This is a genomic window from Actinomycetospora flava (genome assembly GCF_037400335.1).
Lineage (GTDB): Bacteria > Actinomycetota > Actinomycetes > Mycobacteriales > Pseudonocardiaceae > Actinomycetospora > Actinomycetospora flava.
Genome location: NZ_JBBEGM010000010.1, coordinates 67,514 through 82,660, shown reverse-complemented (window position 1 = coordinate 82,660; position 15,147 = coordinate 67,514). Strand labels below are relative to the sequence as shown.

Sequence of the window (15,147 nt, the reverse complement as noted above, 5' to 3'; positions counted from 1 at the left end):
GAAGCATCCTCACCGAAGAGTCGCCCGCCTCGCCCCGTCGGGCCCGCCCTGGCCCGCCGGGTGACCGACGCCCGCGCGCACGTCGTCGTAGACGGCGAGGTGCCGCCGGGCGCTCGCGGCCCAGGTGTAGCGGGCCAGGGTCTCGCGTCCGCCGGTGCGCAGCCGGCGGCGCAGGGCGCGGTCGGCGTACATCTCCTGCATCGCCCGCGCGAGCGCCGCGCCGTCGCCGGCGTGCGGCATGAGCGCGTTGTGCCGGTGCAGCAGGTACTCGCGGAACACCGGCAGGTCGCTGGCGACGACGGGCAGGTCGGCGGCCATGGCCTCGAGCACGGCCAGGCCCCAGCCCTCCTTCAGCGAGGGGAAGCAGAGCGCGTCCGCGCCGCGGTACCAGGCGCCGAGGTCGGCCTCGGACAGCGTGCCGAGCAGGACGACGTCGCGGCCGAGCTCCAGGCCCAGGTCGGGGAGGCGTTCGAGGGTCTCGGTGCGGTAGGCCGCGTAGTCGCGGAACGAGTGTCCGCCGACGATCACGAGCATCGGCGGGTGCGGCATCGTGGCCTTGAGCTCGGCGAGCGCCTCGACGGCGACGTGGGTGCCCTTGCGCGGCTCGACGCCGCCGACGCTGAGGAAGAGGAACCGGTCCTCCGCGCCGACCGCGGCGCGCAGCTCGGCGAGCCGCGCGGGGGCCACCGGCGGGAAGCGGTCGGGGTCGACGCCGTTGGGCACGACGACGGCCTCGCGCGCGTACTCGTCGCGCAGGATCCGGCGCCACTGCTCGCTGACCACCAGCACCCGGTCCGGCTCGCGGATCGCCGCGCGCTGGCAGGCGACGAGCGCGGGGGTGGTGAAGTCGTCGACGTGGTGCACCGTGCGCACCACCGCCACGGCCGCCCCGGCGTCGCGCACGCGGGCCGCGGCGCGTGCGGCGATGCAGTCCTGGGTGTGCAGCACGTCGAACCGGTGCGCGACGTCGCCCAGCGCGCCGGAGAGCAGGTCGATCGAGGTGAAGACCTTGTCGGCGAGCGACCCGCCGCCCGGCGGGGCGGGCAGCACCGTGAACGGCACCGTCGTCGGCCGGAACAGGCCCGCGGCGGGATCGCCCTGGGTGACGACGTGCACCGCCTGCCCCGCCGCCTGCAGCGCCTCGGCGAGCGCGAGGGTGTGCACCATCCCGCCGCGCGGCGAGGTGGAGTGGGTGACGAGGCCGAGCTCCTTCACGACGTCCGACCGAACGCGGTCTGCTCGGCGATCGACGGGTCGCGGCGCGCGATCGCCGCGGCCGCGAGGGCGGCGCGGGCCGCGGTCTCGGTGACCACGCACCCGGCGTCGAAGAAGGCGCGGCGCTGGGCGTCGAGGCCCTGGGGGTCGCGCTCGGTGCCGAGCACGTAGACCACGACCCGCCCGCCGCCGGCGACGATGCGGGCGCACTCGCCGGCGAGCTCGCCCGCAGGGTCGGGGTGCGCGCCGTAGCCGAGCACGACGTCGAGCACGATCGCCGCGACCTCGGGGTCGGCGCCCTGCTCGCGGAGGTGCTCGAGGCGCGCCTCGGGGTCGATCATCGGGTGCGGGCGGCCCTGGGTGTACTCCTCCTCGCCGAGGTCGAGGCACACGTGGCTCGACGGCGGCGCGGGGACGGCGAGGGCCTTGTCGAGCGGGGTGTTCGACCACACCGGCCCGAGCACCCGGGAGAGCACGACCAGCGACTCGTAGCAGAGGGTGCCGCCGGAGTAGAGGCCGCGGACCAGCGTGCGCGCCGGGTCGAGGCCGGTGATCGCCGCGTCGACCTGCGCGCGCAGTCCCGCCGCCGGGTCGGGTGCGGTCCGCCCGAGGACGCCGAGCACGGCGAGCGCGCCGGCTTCGAGGGTCGGTGCCTGCACGACCGAGGCGCCGTCGAGCGGCTCGTCCATCCCGATGAGGGCGGCGACGAGCGGGGTGTCGCCGGCCTCGGCGACGACTGCGCGGGCGACCTCCGGGTCCGGCGGCTTGGAGACGAGCAGGATCGCGTCGGTCGCGGGGTCGGCGGCCATCGTGCGCACCGCGAGCCGGCCCATGGGGCCGCCGACCGCCGCGCTCAGGTCGCGCCCGCCCAGGCCGACGACGTGGGTGACGCCGACGCCGAAGCGGTCGAGCAGGGCGGCCACTTCCTGGGCGCCGGTGCCCGCCGCGGCGACGACCCCGACCGCCCCGGCGCGCTCGGCGAGCGGGGCGACGACGTTGGCGAACCCGAGGCAGGTGCGCCCGAGCATCGCGGTGCCCGCGCCGGGCCCCATGACCAGCCGGCCCAGCCCGGCGGCGCGGGTCTTGAGCTCGACCTCGTCGGCGAGCGACACGTTGTCGCTGAACAGGAGCACGTCGAGCCCCGCGCCCAGGGCCTGGTGGGTCTCGAGCGCCGCGTAGTCGCCGGGCACCGAGATCACCGCGACGTTGCTGCCCGCCTGCCGGGCGACGGCCTCGGCGAGCGAGCGGGGGTCGGGCTCCGTGGCGGCCACCGAGGTCTGCCGCGGGCTGAACGCGGCGTCGCGCCCGGCGTCCTGTGCGGTCTCGAGCACCTCGTCGGACCCGGCCCGCACCGCGAGGAACAGGTCGCCCGGCCCGGCGCCGGCCCAGTCGGCGGGGTCGAAGCCCTCCTTCTCCAGGGTCTCGAGGTTCGCCTCGGTGGCCATCGCCACGGCCGCCCAGTCGACGCCCGGGACCTCGCGCATCGCGCGCGTGCCCGAGAGCTGGACGACGGAGTCGAGGTAGGTGTCGCGGAACAGGAGCAGGCTCGTGCTCATCGCGCGTTCCCCACGATGCGCGTGCCGATGAGGTCGTCGGCGTAGGCGTCGCCGGCGTCGAGCGAGGGCCCGGCGCGGTCGGCCGTGGTGATCACGGCGGTGCGCCCGCCCTCGCGGATGAAGCGCACGGCGGCGCGCACCTTCGGGCCCATGCTGCCGTCGGGGAACTGCCCGTCCTCGAGGTGCTTGGCCGCCTCGTCGACCGACATCTGGTCGATGGCCCGGCGGTCCGGGGTGTCGAAGTCGACGTAGACCTTGGGGGTGTCGGTGACGAGCACCAGGGCGTCGGCGTTCACCGAGGCCGCGAGGCGCTGCGCGGTGAAGTCCTTGTCGATGACGGCGTCGATGCCCTCGAGCCCGTGGTCGCCCGCGATCACCGGGATGCCGCCGCCCCCGCCCGCCACGACGATCATGTGCTGCTCGATGAGGGCGCGGACGGCGTCGACCTCGACGATCCCGACCGGCTTCGGCGACGGCACGACGCGGCGGTGGCCCCGCTCGCCGTCGGGGATCATGTCCCAGCCGCGGGTCTGCGCGAGCACGCGCGCCTGCGCCTCGGAGAAGTAGGGCCCGACGGGCTTGGTGGGGCGCGCGAACGCCGGGTCGGCGGGATCGACCATCACGTGGGTGACCACCGAGACGACGCCGGGCAGGCGCCCCCGGCCCTCGGCGAGCAGCGCGAGGCCGAGCAGGCTGCCGAGCTGGCCCTGGGTCATCGAGTTGACGCAGAACAGGGGCAGCGCCGGCACGATCGCGGCCGCCTCGTCCTGCTGGATCGCGAGGTTGCCCACCTGCGGCCCGTTGCCGTGGACGAGCACCACGTTCCACCCGGCGTCGCGCAGCGCGCACACCGCGCGGGCCATGGCGTGGGCGTTCTCGGACTGCTCGGCGTACGTCCCGGACTGGCCGCCCCGGGTGATGGCGTTCCCGCCGAGGGCGACCACTGCGGTTCTGGGCATGGGTGTCCGTCACTCCTGATCCATGATGAGCAGCGCCCGTCTACTATAGTGGACATCATGAACGCTGCGGTGCGCTCCGGGGAAGAGGCGGCTCTCGACCGGGCGCGCGCACGGTGGCGGGCCGCGGGCGACCGGGTCTGGTCGATCGCGGTCGTCGACGGCGAGGAGTACCGCCGCCTGGCCGAGCGCATCGGCGGGATCCTCGACGACGTGCGGGCCGCGACCCCGTCCGTCGACGCCCTGCTCGCGCTCGACGCCGACCCCGGGTCCGTGCTCGAGAGGGCCGGGACGCGCGCCGTGCTCGACGCCGCCCTCGCGGTGCGGGCCGACGAGCTCGTCGCCGCCCGCGCGCGCGAGCGGCGGGTCGCGGCGATCGCCGCGGCGCGGGCGGCGGGGCAGGGCTGGGTGGTCCTCGACGACACCGCGGGCGCGACCCACCGCACCGTCGAGATGCACCTCGCGACGGGGCTCGCCCTGGTGGCGACGGCCGACCCGTACACCGGCGACGAGCCCTACGTGCTCGCCGAGGCCGTCCTCGACACCGCGACGGGCGAGCCGCTCACCGAGGGGTCGGAGGCGTCGTTCGCCGACGCCGCGGCGTGGCACGACGCGCGCGCCCGCCGCCGGGAGGAGATCGACTCACGCCTTGACGGCGGCGACGCGATGCTTTCCGATAGGTGATGACCGTAGCTCAAAGTGGACGCGAGGCGGGTGGCGCATGACGGGCCTGATGGGCGAGGAGACGGTCACGGCGGAGGCTGGCCCTGATCCCGCGGCGATCGCCTCGGTGATCGTGGCCGTCCAGAGCGCCGGGGTCCGCCTCGAGACCCCCGTCGAGACGCGGACCGGCGGGGCGGGCCCGACCGACGCCGGCATGCTGTGGATCGAGGGCTTCCCGGTCACGGTGCCGACGTCGAGCGCGTCCCCGTACGTCCTGCGCTCCGAGGACAACGGCGCGCAGGGGCTCTACCGCGACGGCGTGCGGCTCGCCTCGGTCACCGGTGCGCTCCGGCCCCGGTTCTACGACCGCAGCACCGCCGACGGCACGCCGTACTGGAAGATCGCGCTGCTGCACCTCGACTCCCTGGCCAGCACCGTCGTGCAGGCGTGCAACTACTGGAACACCGCCGACCAGTGCACCTTCTGCGGGATCGGGGTGTCGCTGGAGTCGGGCAGCACGGTGGCCCGCAAGACCCCCGAGCAGCTCGCCGAGGTCGCGATCGCCGCGAAGGAGCTCGACGGCGCCGTCGACGCCACGCTCACCACGGGCAGCTCGGTGGCCCCCGACCGCGGGGCCCGCTACGTGGCGCGCTGCGGGCGCGCGGTCAAGGACGCGGCCGGGCTCCCGGTGGAGATCCAGTTCGAGCCGCCGCGCGACCTGGCGATCCTCGACGAGGTCCACGGCACGGGCGGGGCGGACGCCGTCGGCATCCACGTGGAGACCTTCGACCCCGCCGTGCTCGCCCGCGTCGCCCCCGGCAAGGCGCGCACGGGCCTCGACACCTACTACCGGACCTGGGAGCGCGCGGTCGCGCTGTGGGGCCGCGGCCGCGTGTCCACCTACGTCATCCTCGGGCTCGGCGAGGACCCCGACCTCACGATCGAGGGCTGCCGGCGCGCGGTCGACATCGGCGTCTACCCGTTCGTCGTGCCGCTGCGCCCCGTCGCGGGCAGCCTGCTCGCCGACGCGACGACGCCCGACGCGGCGTACACCGACCGCATCTACCAGAAGGTCGCCGCCTACATGACCGAGCGGCAGATGTCCTCGGCCGACGCCGTCGCCGGCTGCGCGCGCTGCCAGGCCTGCTCGGCGCTCAACGCGGTCCAGCCGCTGCTGCAGATCGGGCGCCGGCCCGGAGCCGGGTCGTGACGCGGTCGGTCGCGCGGCCCGTGGTCTGCGCGATCGCCACCGGCGAGGACGAGCGCGCCGCGCACCACCGGGTCCGGCGCGCGGTGTTCGTCGACGAGCAGGGCGTGTTCGCCGACGACGACCTCGACTCCCACGACGCCCGCGACGACGTGCTGCACGTCGTCGCCCGCGTCGGCGAGGAGGTCGTCGGCACCGTGCGGCTGTTCCCGCTCGGTGACGGGCTCTGGCAGGGCGACCGGCTCGCCGTGCTCGGCGCCGCGCGCACCGCCGGCGCCGGGGCCCCGCTGGTCCGCTTCGCCGTCGCGACGGCGGCGGCCCGCGGCGGTCGGCGCATGATCGCCCACGTCCAGCCCGCCAACCAGCGGTTCTTCGAGCGTCTGGGCTGGACCGCGCAGGGCGCCGAGGACTACGCGGGGCGCCCGCACGTGTTCATGACGATCCGGCTAGCGCAGCCGGCGGGGCACGACCAGGCGCCCGTGCTCGACGAACCGGGGACGCAGCTCGGCGGGTAGCGCCGCGGCGATGCGGTCGCGCGCCGGGCCCCGGGTGGACGGGGCGCCGACCTGCGCGACGACGAGGTCCGAGCGGGTGCGCAGCGCGGCCGCCGCGGCCTCCTCGTCGCGCCCGAGGTGGGTCAGGGCGAGCGCCTCGTACTTCGCCGACCGGTAGGTGCGCGCGGTCACCAGCAGCTCCTCGGCGCGGCCGGGCTCCCAGCGCGCCTGCATCTCGAGCAGGCGCATCGCGGCCCGCGGCCGGAAGGGCAGCGAGCGCGCGAGCAGCGGCGCCGCCTCCTCCACGGTGGCGCCCGCGTCGTCGTCCTTGCCGGCGAGCAGCAGGCAGTCGGCCCGGGCCAGCAGGGCGTGGAGCTCCTGCTCGAGCTCGAGGGCCCCGCCGCCGCGGTGGGCGAGGTCGACGGCGGTCTCGGCGTGCTCCCGGGCGCGGTCGAGGTCGCCGAGCTCCTGCCACAGCCACGACGTCGTCGTCTCGATGCCGGCGCGGTAGTAGCCGACGCCGGCGTCGTCGATGAGGCGCCGGGCCCGGTCGAGCGCGCGCAGGGCGCCCGCGAAGTCGCCGGCGTCGCCGCGCGCCAGGCCGCAGAAGAACAGGCTCTGCAGCAGGGTGCGGAACTCTCCGGTCTGGCGGCACAGCTCGACCGCGCGCTCGAGCACCGCGCGGGCCTCGGCGAAGCGGTCCATGTGCTGGAGCAGGGCGCCGCGGTAGGCCATCGCCACCGCGCCCAGCGCGTCCTCGGCGCCGACCGCGAGCACCTGCTGGTAGGCGTGGGTGGCGCCGGAGTAGTCGCCGTCCCAGTGCCGGACCCGCCCGAGCAGCAGCAGCGAGCTGCGCCGCGCGCCCGGGGCGGCGGCGGCGCTCTCGGCGAGGTGCCCGGCCTGTTCGGCGAGCTCGACGGCGGCGAAGGCGTCGCGCGCCCAGAGCGCGGTCCAGCCCAGGGCCTCCAGCGCGCGGGCCTCGAGCTCCTCGTCACCGAGCTCGCGGGCCAGGGCGAGCGCGGCCTCGTGGTCGGTGTGCGCGTCATCGAAGCGCGCCAGGTCGCACCGGGCCTGCCCCCGGCGCAGCAGCACCGTCGTGCGCAGGACCGCGTCGCCGGTGCGCTCGGCGCTGTCGAGCGCCGAGGTCAGCAGCCGCTCGGCGTCGCGGTGGGCGAACACGACGTGCGCGGCGTCCGCGGCGGCGAGCCAGGCGCGGGCCGCGGCGGCGTGGTCGCCGGCGGCGGAGTGGTGGACGGCGGCGGCCTCGGGGCGGTCGGCGACCAGCTCGGCGGCACGTCGGTGGCGGCTGAGGCGCACCGGGAGCTCGGCGCGGGTGTAGGCGACGGTCCGGACGATGTCGTTGGCGAAGCGGTAGCGCTCGCCGTCGTGCACGAGCAGGCCCGCCCGGACGGCGCGCTCGGCGCGGCGCGCGCACTCCTCGGGGCCGACCCCGGCGAGCACGGCGGCGTCGTCGAGCGCGAACGACGACCCGAGCACCGCGGCCTGCCCGAGCAGCAGGGCGACGTCCTCGGCGGTGTCGTCGAGGCGGCGGCGCAGCAGCGCGTAGAGGTCCTCGGGGACGACCGGGTCGGTGCCCCCGCCGGTGGCGGGGTGGCGCAGCAGCTCGCCGACCAGCAGCGGCGAGCCCCCGGTCCACGCGAAGAACGTGTCGGGGTCGTAGCCGGCGCCGGACGCGGCGAGCAGGGCGGTCACCGTCGCGCGCGACAGCGGCGGGATCCGCAGGTGCGTCGCCACGTCGAGCAGGCTCTCGGTGCCGCTGCGCTCCTCGGCCGACCGCTCGGTCGCGAGCACCAGCACCCGCCGCGCCGCGAGACGGGTCGCGAGCACGTGCAGGGCCTCCACGGTGGTCTGGCTCGCGTGGTGCAGGTCCTCGACGATCAGCAGGATCGGGTGCACCTCGGCGGTGCGCCCGACGAGCTCGGCCAGGGCGAGCAGGGTGCGGCGGTGCCCCAGCCGGCCCAGCTCGCCGGTCGCCGCGCGCGGCTCGGTGGCGAGCTCCGGGGCCAGCTCGGCGAGCGCCTCGCGTTCGGCCTGGTGCAGCAGCGGCGCGCCCGTGCCCTGGTGGCCCACGAGCGCGCGCACCGCCTCGGCCAGCGGCTGCAGGTACAGCGAGCGCTCGGCCTCCTGGCAGCGGACCTCGAGCACGGTGGCGCCCGCGTCCCGCGCCTCGCCGGCGAGCACCCGGGCCAGGGCGCTCTTGCCGATGCCGGCCTCGCCGGTGACGAGCACGAGACCGCCGTGGCCGCGCGTCGCCACCGACCACGCGCGGCGCAGCGCGGCGAGCTCGCGGTCGCGGCCCTGCACGGCGACCGGCCGGGTGTCCGGCGAGCGGTCGTCCGGCAGCAGCAGCGAGCGGTAGATCTCCTGGGTGGCGGGGGACGGGTCGGCGCCCAGCTCCTCCGAGAGCGCCCGGCGCAGCTGCTCGTAGGCCGCGAGCGCGGCGCCGTCGGCACCCTGGCGGATGTGGGCGCGCATGAGGGCGCGGGCGGCGGGCTCGTCGAGGGCGTCGGCGGCCAGGGCGCGCGAGGCGAGGTCGATCGCCGTGCGGTCCTCGCCGAGCGCGAGCGCCGCGGTCCAGTGGCACGAGCGCGCCCGCGCGAGCGTCGCGGCCACGAGGCGGCGGACCTCCTCGGCCCACGGCGCGTCGGGCTCGCCGACCAGGGCGGTGCCCCGCCCGAGCAGGTCCTCCGCGCTCTGGGCGCCGGACAGGGCGCGGAGCATGAGGCCGCGGTCGAGGTCGCGCTCGGCGTCCTCGACCAGCGCGAGCCCCTCGTGGACGTCGACCGTGGTGCCGGCGTCGCGGACCAGGCGGTAGCCGCTCGGGTCGCCCTCGACGCGGCCCTTCCCGATCCCGCGGCGCAGGCGGCTCACCAGCGCGGCGAGGTTGCGCCCCGGGCGTCCCGAGCGCTCGGCCGCGCCGTCGGGCCACAGCGCGGCGACGATCGTGTCGACGGCGACGTAGCGGCCCTGGTGCGCGGCGAGCACCGCGAGCAGGCGTTGGGCGCGGCCGTTCGGGACGGTCACCGGGGCGTGACCGTCCAGCCCCTCGAGGGCGAACCGGCCCACGAGCCGGATCCGCAGACCGCCCGCTGTCATCGACGGCATCGTACGACCAGGCGGGTGGTCGCGGTCACACGCGCGGAGCCGAGCCGGTGCCCCGGGGGCAGTCGTCGGCCACACCTCTCGGCCTCCCGGGTTGACGGCGCGCGGAGCGGAGACCCCGGTCGGGTGGCGGCGGAGCGCGGCGGTGAGGTCGAGGGTGTCGACGACGGTCTGTTCGGGCCGGCGTCGGTGACGTGGCGGGTCCAGCTGGAGCCGGTGCTGTGGGTCGCGGGGATGCGGGCGCTGCTGCTGCAGTCGCTGCACCCGCGGGTGATGCGGGCGACGTACCAGAACTCGGCGCTGTTCGACCCGAAGAAGGCGTGGCCCCGGTTCCAGCGCACCGTCGGCTTCGTCGGCACCCGCACGTTCGGGTCCCGGGCCGACGTGGAGACGGCGGCGAGCCGGGTGCGGCGTCTGCACGCCACGCTGCGCGGCACGGACGCCGATGGCACCGAGATCGCCCTCGACGACCCCGAGAACCTGCTCTGGGTGCACAACGCGGAGATCGACTCCTACGTGTCGGTGGCGCGGCGGGCCGGCGTGGTCGACGACGCCGAGGCCGACGCCTACGTCGCCGAGAGCGTGCGGGCGGCCGAGATCGTGGGCATCGACCCCGCGATCGTGCCGGCGTCACGGGCCGAGCTCGCCGCCTACTTCGACCGCGTCCGCCCGCAGCTGCAGCTCACCGACGAGGCTCGGCGCGGCGTCGGCGGCCTGCTCACCCCGCAGCCGAGCGCCCCGACCGGCATCGCGCTGACGCTCTCGTCGATCGCCGCGCTCTCGTTCTCCACGCTGCCGCGCTGGGCGCGCCGGATGTACGGGCTGCCGGGCCTGCCCACCACCGACCTCGGCGTCACCCTCGCCCTCCGGGCGCTGTACACGGCCTCGACGCTGCTGCCCGACCTCCCCGCCCCGCCCGACATCGCCCGCGCCCGCCGCCTGGTCCGCGAGGCCCGCGCCACCGCCTGACGTGACGTGGTCGCCCCTGGTGTCAGCACGGCGGCCATGCTGACATTCACCGTCAGGGGAACCCCCACGATCACCGGAGCGAGGAGGCACGTGTGGCCGTGACCGAGGCCTACATCGTCGACGCCGTCCGCACGCCGGTCGGGACGCGCAAGGGCGCGCTGGCCGACGTGCACCCCGCCGATCTCGGCGCCCACGCGCTCACCGCGCTCGTCGAGCGCACGGGCATCGACCCGGGCGCGGTCGAGGACGTGCTCATGGGCTGTGTGAGCCAGCTCGGCCCGCAGGCGGGGGTCATCGGGCGCACGGCGTGGCTCTCGGCAGGCTTCCCCGAGCACGTGCCCGGGGTGACGATCAACCGCGCGTGCGGCTCCTCGCAGCAGGCCCTGCACTTCGCCGCGCAGGCCGTGCTCTCGGGCACGCAGGACATGGTCATCGCCGCCGGCGTCGAGAACATGGCGATCGTCCCCATCGACGCCAACGCCGCCGTGCTCGAGCGCATGGGCACGCGCCGCGAGGGGCCGGGCTGGATCGAGCGCTACGGCGAGCAGGAGATCAGCCAGTTCCGGGGCGCCCAGCTCATCGCCGAGAAGTGGGGGCTGCGTCGCCCGCAGCTCGAGGAGTTCGCCGTCGAGAGCCACCGCCGCGCGGCGCGGGCCACCGACGAGGGCCGCTTCACCGGCCAGATCGCCCCGTTGAACGGCCTCGACCGCGACGAGGGCGTCCGGCCCGACGCCAACGTGGAGAAGATGGCGACGCTCCCGCCGCTGCGCGAGGGCTACGAGCTCACCGCCGCGGTCTCCAGCCAGGTCTCGGTGGGCGCGGCCGCGCTGCTCGTCGTCTCCGAGGACGCCCTGCGCACCCACGGGCTGACGCCGGTCGCCAAGGTGACGACGCTGTCGGTGGTGGGGGAGGACCCGGTTTACATGCTGACCGGCCCGATCCCCGCGACCCGCGACGTCCTGCGCCGCGCGAAGCTGACGATCGACGACATCGACCTCTTCGAGTGCAACGAGGCCTTCGCTCCCGTCGTGCTCGCCTGGGCGCAGGAGACCGGCGCGCCGCTCGAGCGCACCAACGTCAACGGCGGCGCCATCGCCACCGGCCACCCGCTGGGCGCCACCGGCGCGATCCTCGCCACCAAGCTCGTCCACGAGCTGGCGCGCACCGGTGGCACCCGCGGCCTGCAGACCATGTGCGAGGGCGGCGGCCAGTCCAACGCGACGATCATCGAGCGGGTCTGACGGGTGGATCTCCAGCACCGCGTCGCCGTCGTCACCGGCGCCGGCGGCGGCATCGGGCGCGCGCTCGTCGAGGCGCTGCGCGCCGCCGGCGCCCGGGTGGCCGCCACCGACCGCGAGGGCGCGCTGACCGGCGTCGACGCCGACCTCGTCCGGCCCCTCGACGTGACCGACGCGGACGCCACCGCGGCGCTGCTCGCCGAGGTCGAGCGCGCGCTCGGGCCCGTCGACGTCTACCTCGCCAACGCGGGCGTCGCGCTCGGCACCGACCCGATGGAGACGCCCGACGACCTCTGGGACACGGTCCTCGACGTCAACGTCCGCGCGCACATCACGGCCGCCAGGCTGCTGCTGCCCGGCTGGCTGGAGCGCGGCGAGGGCTACTTCGTGGCGACGGCGTCGGCGGCGGGCCTGCTCACGCAGATCGGGTCGGCGCCGTACGCGGTGAGCAAGCACGCGGCGGTCGCGTTCGCCGAGTGGCTGTCGGTGACCTACGGGTCGCGGGGCGTCCGCGTCAGCACCCTGTGCCCGATGGGGGTCGCGACGCCGATGCTGGAGACCGCGGGCTCCGAGGACGGACTGAGCTCGCTCGCGGCGAACACCGTGCGCGCCGCCGGCGAGGTGCTCACCCCGGAGACGGTCGCCGCCGCCGTCGTCGAGGGGATCGGCCGCGAGGAGTTCCTCATCCTCCCGCACCCCGAGGTGCTGACGTTCTTCCGGCGCAAGGGCGAGGACTACGAACGCTGGCTCGCGGGGATGCGGCGGCTGCAGGACTCACTGGGCTGAGCAGCGCCGCCGCAGCGAGTCGGCCTCGGTGCGCAGGTAGCTCCTCGTGAGGCCGGTGGTCAGCACGCCGAAGACCGCCGAGAGCCCGCGCTGGTCGAGCCCGAGCGCGATGCGGGTGCCGCCGACGGGCAGCACGGTCAGCTCGTGGGTGGCCCGCGTGCGCCCGGCCGCCGGCCCGCTGACCCACGAGAACGCCTCGCCGGGGCGCACCTCGTCCACGGTCCACACGAGGACGGGCAGGCGGGGCTGGGCGATGCGCACGCGCGTGCCGGGCGCGATCCCGGCGCCGTCGAGGATCTTGACCCGGCGCATCGTCGACGTCCACTCCGGCCAGCGCTCGACGTCGACCAGCACGGCCCAGACGTCCTCGACCGGGGCGGGGATGTCGGCGGTGCTGTCGTGGCGCACGGGGCGACGTTAGCTCTCCGTGAAACCCGATTCCACCAGCGTGGCGGTTCCATCACCCTGGGTGACGGCGGACGATCGGACGGCATGACGGACAGTCGGGCGCTGGCCCAGGCCGAGCGTGCCGACCTCGCCGCGCTCCTCACCACCCTCACCCCCGAGCAGTGGGACGCCCCCTCGCTCTGCACGAAGTGGCGCGTCCGCGACGTCGTCGCCCACGTCATCGGCTTCGACGTGCAGGGCATGACCGGCTACGTCCGGACCCTCGTGCTGGCCGGCGGCTCGCCCAACCGCGCCAACCAGCTCGCCGTCGACGCCCTCCGCGACCTCGACCCCTGGTGGCTGCTCGACCTCGTCAAGCGCTACCGGACCCCGGAGGGCATGACGGCCCGCCAGGGCTACCGGATCGCACTCACCGACGGCGCGATCCACCACCAGGACATCCGCCGGCCCCTCGGACTCCCGCGCGAGATCGACCCTGAGCGGCTGCGGACGGTCCTCGACCTCGCGATGGTCTCCCCGCGGGTCCACGCGTCCTCCCGCGTCCGTGGCCTGCGGCTGCAGGCGACCGACATCGACTGGCACCACGGCACGGGGCCCGAGGTCACCGGTCCCGGGGAGTCGCTGCTCATGGCCGCCGCGGGGCGCACCGACGCGCTCGACGAGCTCGAGGGCCCCGGCCGCGAGACGCTCGCCCGGCGCGTCGCCTGAGCGCGGCGCGACCCGGTCGCGGCGATCTAGGCTCGCGGCCGTGGACGTGCGCCTCTGGTTCGACCCGATCTGCCCGTTCTGCTGGATGACGAGCAAGTGGTTGCGGCTCGTCGCCACCCAGCGCGACCTGGAGATCGAGTGGCGGTTCATCTCGCTGCGGCTGCTCAACGCCGGCGTGGACTACGACGCGCAGTTCCCGCCGGAGTACGAGGCGGGGCACCTGGCCGGGCTGCGGGGCCTGCGCGTCGCGGCCCGGACGCGCAAGGAGCACGGCACCGAGGCGCTCGACCGCCTGCAGGAGGCGTTCGGTCGGCACGTGTTCGAGCGGGAGCCGGTGCCCGACACCCCCGCCGCCCGCGAGACCCAGGGGAGCGACGCCTTCCTCGCCGACGTGCTGACCACCGCCGGCCTGCCCACCTCGCTGGCCGAGGCGGCCGGTGACCCGGCGTGGGACGAGATCGTGCAGGCCGAGACCGACGAGGCGCTCGCCCTGACCGGCCGCGACGTCGGCACGCCGATCATCCAGGTCGACCCGCCGCACGGGCTCGCCTTCTTCGGCCCGGTGATCAGCCGGATGCCCACCGAGGAGCAGGCGGGCGAGCTGTGGGACCACGCGGTGGGACTCGCGCGGTTCCCGGGGTTCGCGGAGCTCAAGCGCAGCCTGCGCGAGCAGCCGCAGCTCCCGTCGTTCGGCGTGTCGACCGGCGAGGTCGGCGTCGTCGAGGACTGGCACGGCGGGAGCCGCCGGCAGCACCGCTGATGGCTCACACGGCGCGCAGCTGGTAGTCGCCGAGGCGCTCGTCCCACTCCATCGTCACGAGGTCGCGGGCCCGGGCGGCGCGGGCGAAGGACAGGAAGTTCGAGAACCCGTAGCGCTTCTCCGAGAACCCGGGCTCACGCTTGCGGATCTGGTCCTTCAGGCCTGAGAGCTGGGGCGATCCCAGGGCGCGCACGGTGCTCGCGAGCAGCGCGAACGCCTCGTCCTCGGCCGACGCGCCTTCCGGGAACGCGACCTCGGGGTCGCCGGTCGCCGTGCCCGGGGCGAGGGCGAGGACGCCGCGGTTCTCGAGGTGGCGCAGCAGCTCGCCGAAGCCGCGGAAGCCGTGGTCGCCCTCGTCGAAGGTCGGGTCCTTGCGCAGGATCGCGCGCTTGAGGGTCGACGCGCGCACCGGGCCGTCGGTGGCGCGGGCGAGGCCGGCGAGGGTGCTGGTGACGACGGCGGCGAGGTCGGGGTCGGCCTGCTCGTCGGGCGTCTCCTCGGGTTCCACCGGCTCGGGCACGGGCTCCGGGGTCGGCGTGCGACGCCGCGACGGCCGGCTCGCCACCGCCCGGCCCTCGACGCCGGGCAGGCGGTCGTAGAAGAGGAACTCGTCGCAGGCCGCGGGCAGGAGCTTCGAGGTCGAGGACTGCACGCCGATGCCGATGACGCGCTTGTCCATCTCGCGCAGCTTGTGCATCAGCGGTGTGAAGTCGGAGTCGCCGGTCCCGATCGCGAACGTCGTGACGAACCCGCGCTCGTAGGCGAGCTCGATGGCGTCGACGGCCATCTTGATGTCGGCCGCGTTCTTGCGGGATCCGCCGATGCGCTGCGGAATCTCGATCAGCTCGACCTGCGCGCGGGCGAGCAGACGGCGGTCCTCGTCGAACGCCGACCAGTCGCCGTACGCCCGCCGCGTCACCACCCGGCCCCGCTCGGCCAGCGCGTCGGCGACCGGCCCGAAGTCGAACGGGGTGACGCCGAGGCCGTCCCGTGCTCCGATCGCGAGGTTCTCGTAGTCGAGGAACAGGGCGATGCGTTCGTCCTCGGGAGCCACGCGGGCACTG

14 protein-coding genes are annotated in these 15,147 nt (G+C 75.9%); 8 read left to right on the top strand and 6 right to left on the bottom strand.

Translation table 11 applies throughout. From position 1 onward, the window contains the following. Positions 1-9 precede the first annotated feature (9 nt). Genes WCD58_RS22350 through WCD58_RS22340 form a run of 3 tightly spaced genes read right to left on the bottom strand, consistent with a single transcriptional unit; the run spans position 10 to position 3,730 of the window. Positions 10-1,215, bottom strand: a complete 1,206-nt coding sequence (locus WCD58_RS22350; RefSeq protein WP_337705285.1) for an MSMEG_0565 family glycosyltransferase — start codon at positions 1,213-1,215, stop codon at positions 10-12. Then, complete coding sequence (locus WCD58_RS22345; protein WP_337705284.1) at positions 1,212-2,771, bottom strand: AllF/FdrA family protein; 1,560 nt, start codon at positions 2,769-2,771, stop codon at positions 1,212-1,214. Before WCD58_RS22345 ends, WCD58_RS22350 begins: the two co-directional genes overlap by 4 nt. Further along, entirely contained in the window at positions 2,768-3,730 is a 963-nt protein-coding gene (locus WCD58_RS22340) for a carbamate kinase (protein ID WP_337705283.1), read from the bottom strand. The genes WCD58_RS22345 and WCD58_RS22340 overlap by 4 nt, the downstream gene beginning before the upstream one ends. Positions 3,731-3,787: 57 nt before the next feature. Between WCD58_RS22340 and WCD58_RS22335 the strand changes: the two genes are divergently transcribed. Genes WCD58_RS22335 through WCD58_RS22325 form a run of 3 tightly spaced genes read left to right on the top strand, consistent with a single transcriptional unit; the run spans position 3,788 to position 6,112 of the window. Beyond that, on the top strand, positions 3,788-4,411 hold the full coding sequence (locus tag WCD58_RS22335; protein ID WP_337705282.1) for a hypothetical protein: 624 nt from the start codon (positions 3,788-3,790) through the stop codon (positions 4,409-4,411). A 37-nt stretch (positions 4,412-4,448) separates the two neighbouring features. Continuing rightward, complete coding sequence (locus WCD58_RS22330; RefSeq protein ID WP_337705281.1) at positions 4,449-5,600, top strand: MSMEG_0568 family radical SAM protein; 1,152 nt, start codon at positions 4,449-4,451, stop codon at positions 5,598-5,600. Further along, on the top strand, positions 5,597-6,112 hold the full coding sequence (locus WCD58_RS22325) for an MSMEG_0567/Sll0786 family nitrogen starvation N-acetyltransferase (RefSeq protein WP_337705280.1): 516 nt from the start codon (positions 5,597-5,599) through the stop codon (positions 6,110-6,112). The genes WCD58_RS22330 and WCD58_RS22325 overlap by 4 nt, the downstream gene beginning before the upstream one ends. On the opposite strand, the gene WCD58_RS22320 is transcribed toward WCD58_RS22325, so the two are convergent. Then, complete coding sequence (locus WCD58_RS22320; protein WP_337705279.1) at positions 6,044-9,208, bottom strand: ATP-binding protein; 3,165 nt, start codon at positions 9,206-9,208, stop codon at positions 6,044-6,046. The genes WCD58_RS22325 and WCD58_RS22320 overlap by 69 nt on opposite strands. Before the next feature lie 132 nt (positions 9,209-9,340). On the opposite strand from WCD58_RS22320, the gene WCD58_RS22315 reads away from it, so the two are divergent. The 3 genes from WCD58_RS22315 to WCD58_RS22305 all read left to right on the top strand — a co-directional run bounded on the left by WCD58_RS22315 (position 9,341) and on the right by WCD58_RS22305 (position 12,207). After that, complete coding sequence (locus WCD58_RS22315) at positions 9,341-10,183, top strand: oxygenase MpaB family protein (protein WP_337705278.1); 843 nt, start codon at positions 9,341-9,343, stop codon at positions 10,181-10,183. Positions 10,184-10,281: 98 nt separating this feature from the next. After that, positions 10,282-11,424 (top strand): acetyl-CoA C-acetyltransferase, encoded by a 1,143-nt coding sequence (locus tag WCD58_RS22310; RefSeq protein ID WP_337705488.1) that lies wholly within the window; start codon positions 10,282-10,284, stop codon positions 11,422-11,424. Positions 11,425-11,427: 3 nt separating this feature from the next. After that, complete coding sequence (locus tag WCD58_RS22305) at positions 11,428-12,207, top strand: SDR family oxidoreductase (protein ID WP_337705277.1); 780 nt, start codon at positions 11,428-11,430, stop codon at positions 12,205-12,207. Here the strand turns inward: WCD58_RS22305 and WCD58_RS22300 are convergent. Then, complete coding sequence (locus WCD58_RS22300) at positions 12,196-12,615, bottom strand: SRPBCC family protein (RefSeq protein WP_337705276.1); 420 nt, start codon at positions 12,613-12,615, stop codon at positions 12,196-12,198. The two genes, WCD58_RS22305 and WCD58_RS22300, sit on opposite strands and share 12 nt — an antisense overlap. A gap of 84 nt (positions 12,616-12,699) precedes the next feature. Between WCD58_RS22300 and WCD58_RS22295 the strand changes: the two genes are divergently transcribed. Both WCD58_RS22295 and WCD58_RS22290 read left to right on the top strand, forming a co-directional pair. Continuing rightward, the gene (locus tag WCD58_RS22295) at positions 12,700-13,323 is read left to right on the top strand and encodes a maleylpyruvate isomerase family mycothiol-dependent enzyme (RefSeq protein WP_337705275.1); all 624 of its coding nucleotides are present in this window, start codon (positions 12,700-12,702) and stop codon (positions 13,321-13,323) included. A gap of 40 nt (positions 13,324-13,363) precedes the next feature. Beyond that, positions 13,364-14,083: a mycothiol-dependent nitroreductase Rv2466c family protein gene (locus tag WCD58_RS22290; protein ID WP_337705274.1), complete on the top strand. Its 720-nt coding sequence runs from the start codon at positions 13,364-13,366 to the stop codon at positions 14,081-14,083. A 4-nt stretch (positions 14,084-14,087) separates the two neighbouring features. Here WCD58_RS22290 and WCD58_RS22285 read toward each other — a convergent pair whose 3' ends face one another. Then, positions 14,088-15,137, bottom strand: coding sequence for an NYN domain-containing protein (locus tag WCD58_RS22285; protein ID WP_337705273.1), 1,050 nt, complete (start codon positions 15,135-15,137; stop codon positions 14,088-14,090). Between the last annotated feature and the right edge of the window lie 10 nt (positions 15,138-15,147).

What these genes read in the sequence shown, in the direction of transcription:
- WCD58_RS22345 (WP_337705284.1), bottom strand. Translation starts at nt 2,771, where the DNA reads ATGAGCACGAGCCTGCTCCTGTTCCGCGACACCTACCTCGACTCCGTC.
- WCD58_RS22295 (WP_337705275.1), top strand. Translation starts at nt 12,700, where the DNA reads ATGACGGACAGTCGGGCGCTGGCCCAGGCCGAGCGTGCCGACCTCGCC.
- WCD58_RS22330 (WP_337705281.1), top strand. Translation starts at nt 4,449, where the DNA reads ATGACGGGCCTGATGGGCGAGGAGACGGTCACGGCGGAGGCTGGCCCT.
- WCD58_RS22335 (WP_337705282.1), top strand. Translation starts at nt 3,788, where the DNA reads ATGAACGCTGCGGTGCGCTCCGGGGAAGAGGCGGCTCTCGACCGGGCG.
- WCD58_RS22320 (WP_337705279.1), bottom strand. Translation starts at nt 9,208, where the DNA reads ATGACAGCGGGCGGTCTGCGGATCCGGCTCGTGGGCCGGTTCGCCCTC.
- WCD58_RS22340 (WP_337705283.1), bottom strand. Translation starts at nt 3,730, where the DNA reads ATGCCCAGAACCGCAGTGGTCGCCCTCGGCGGGAACGCCATCACCCGG.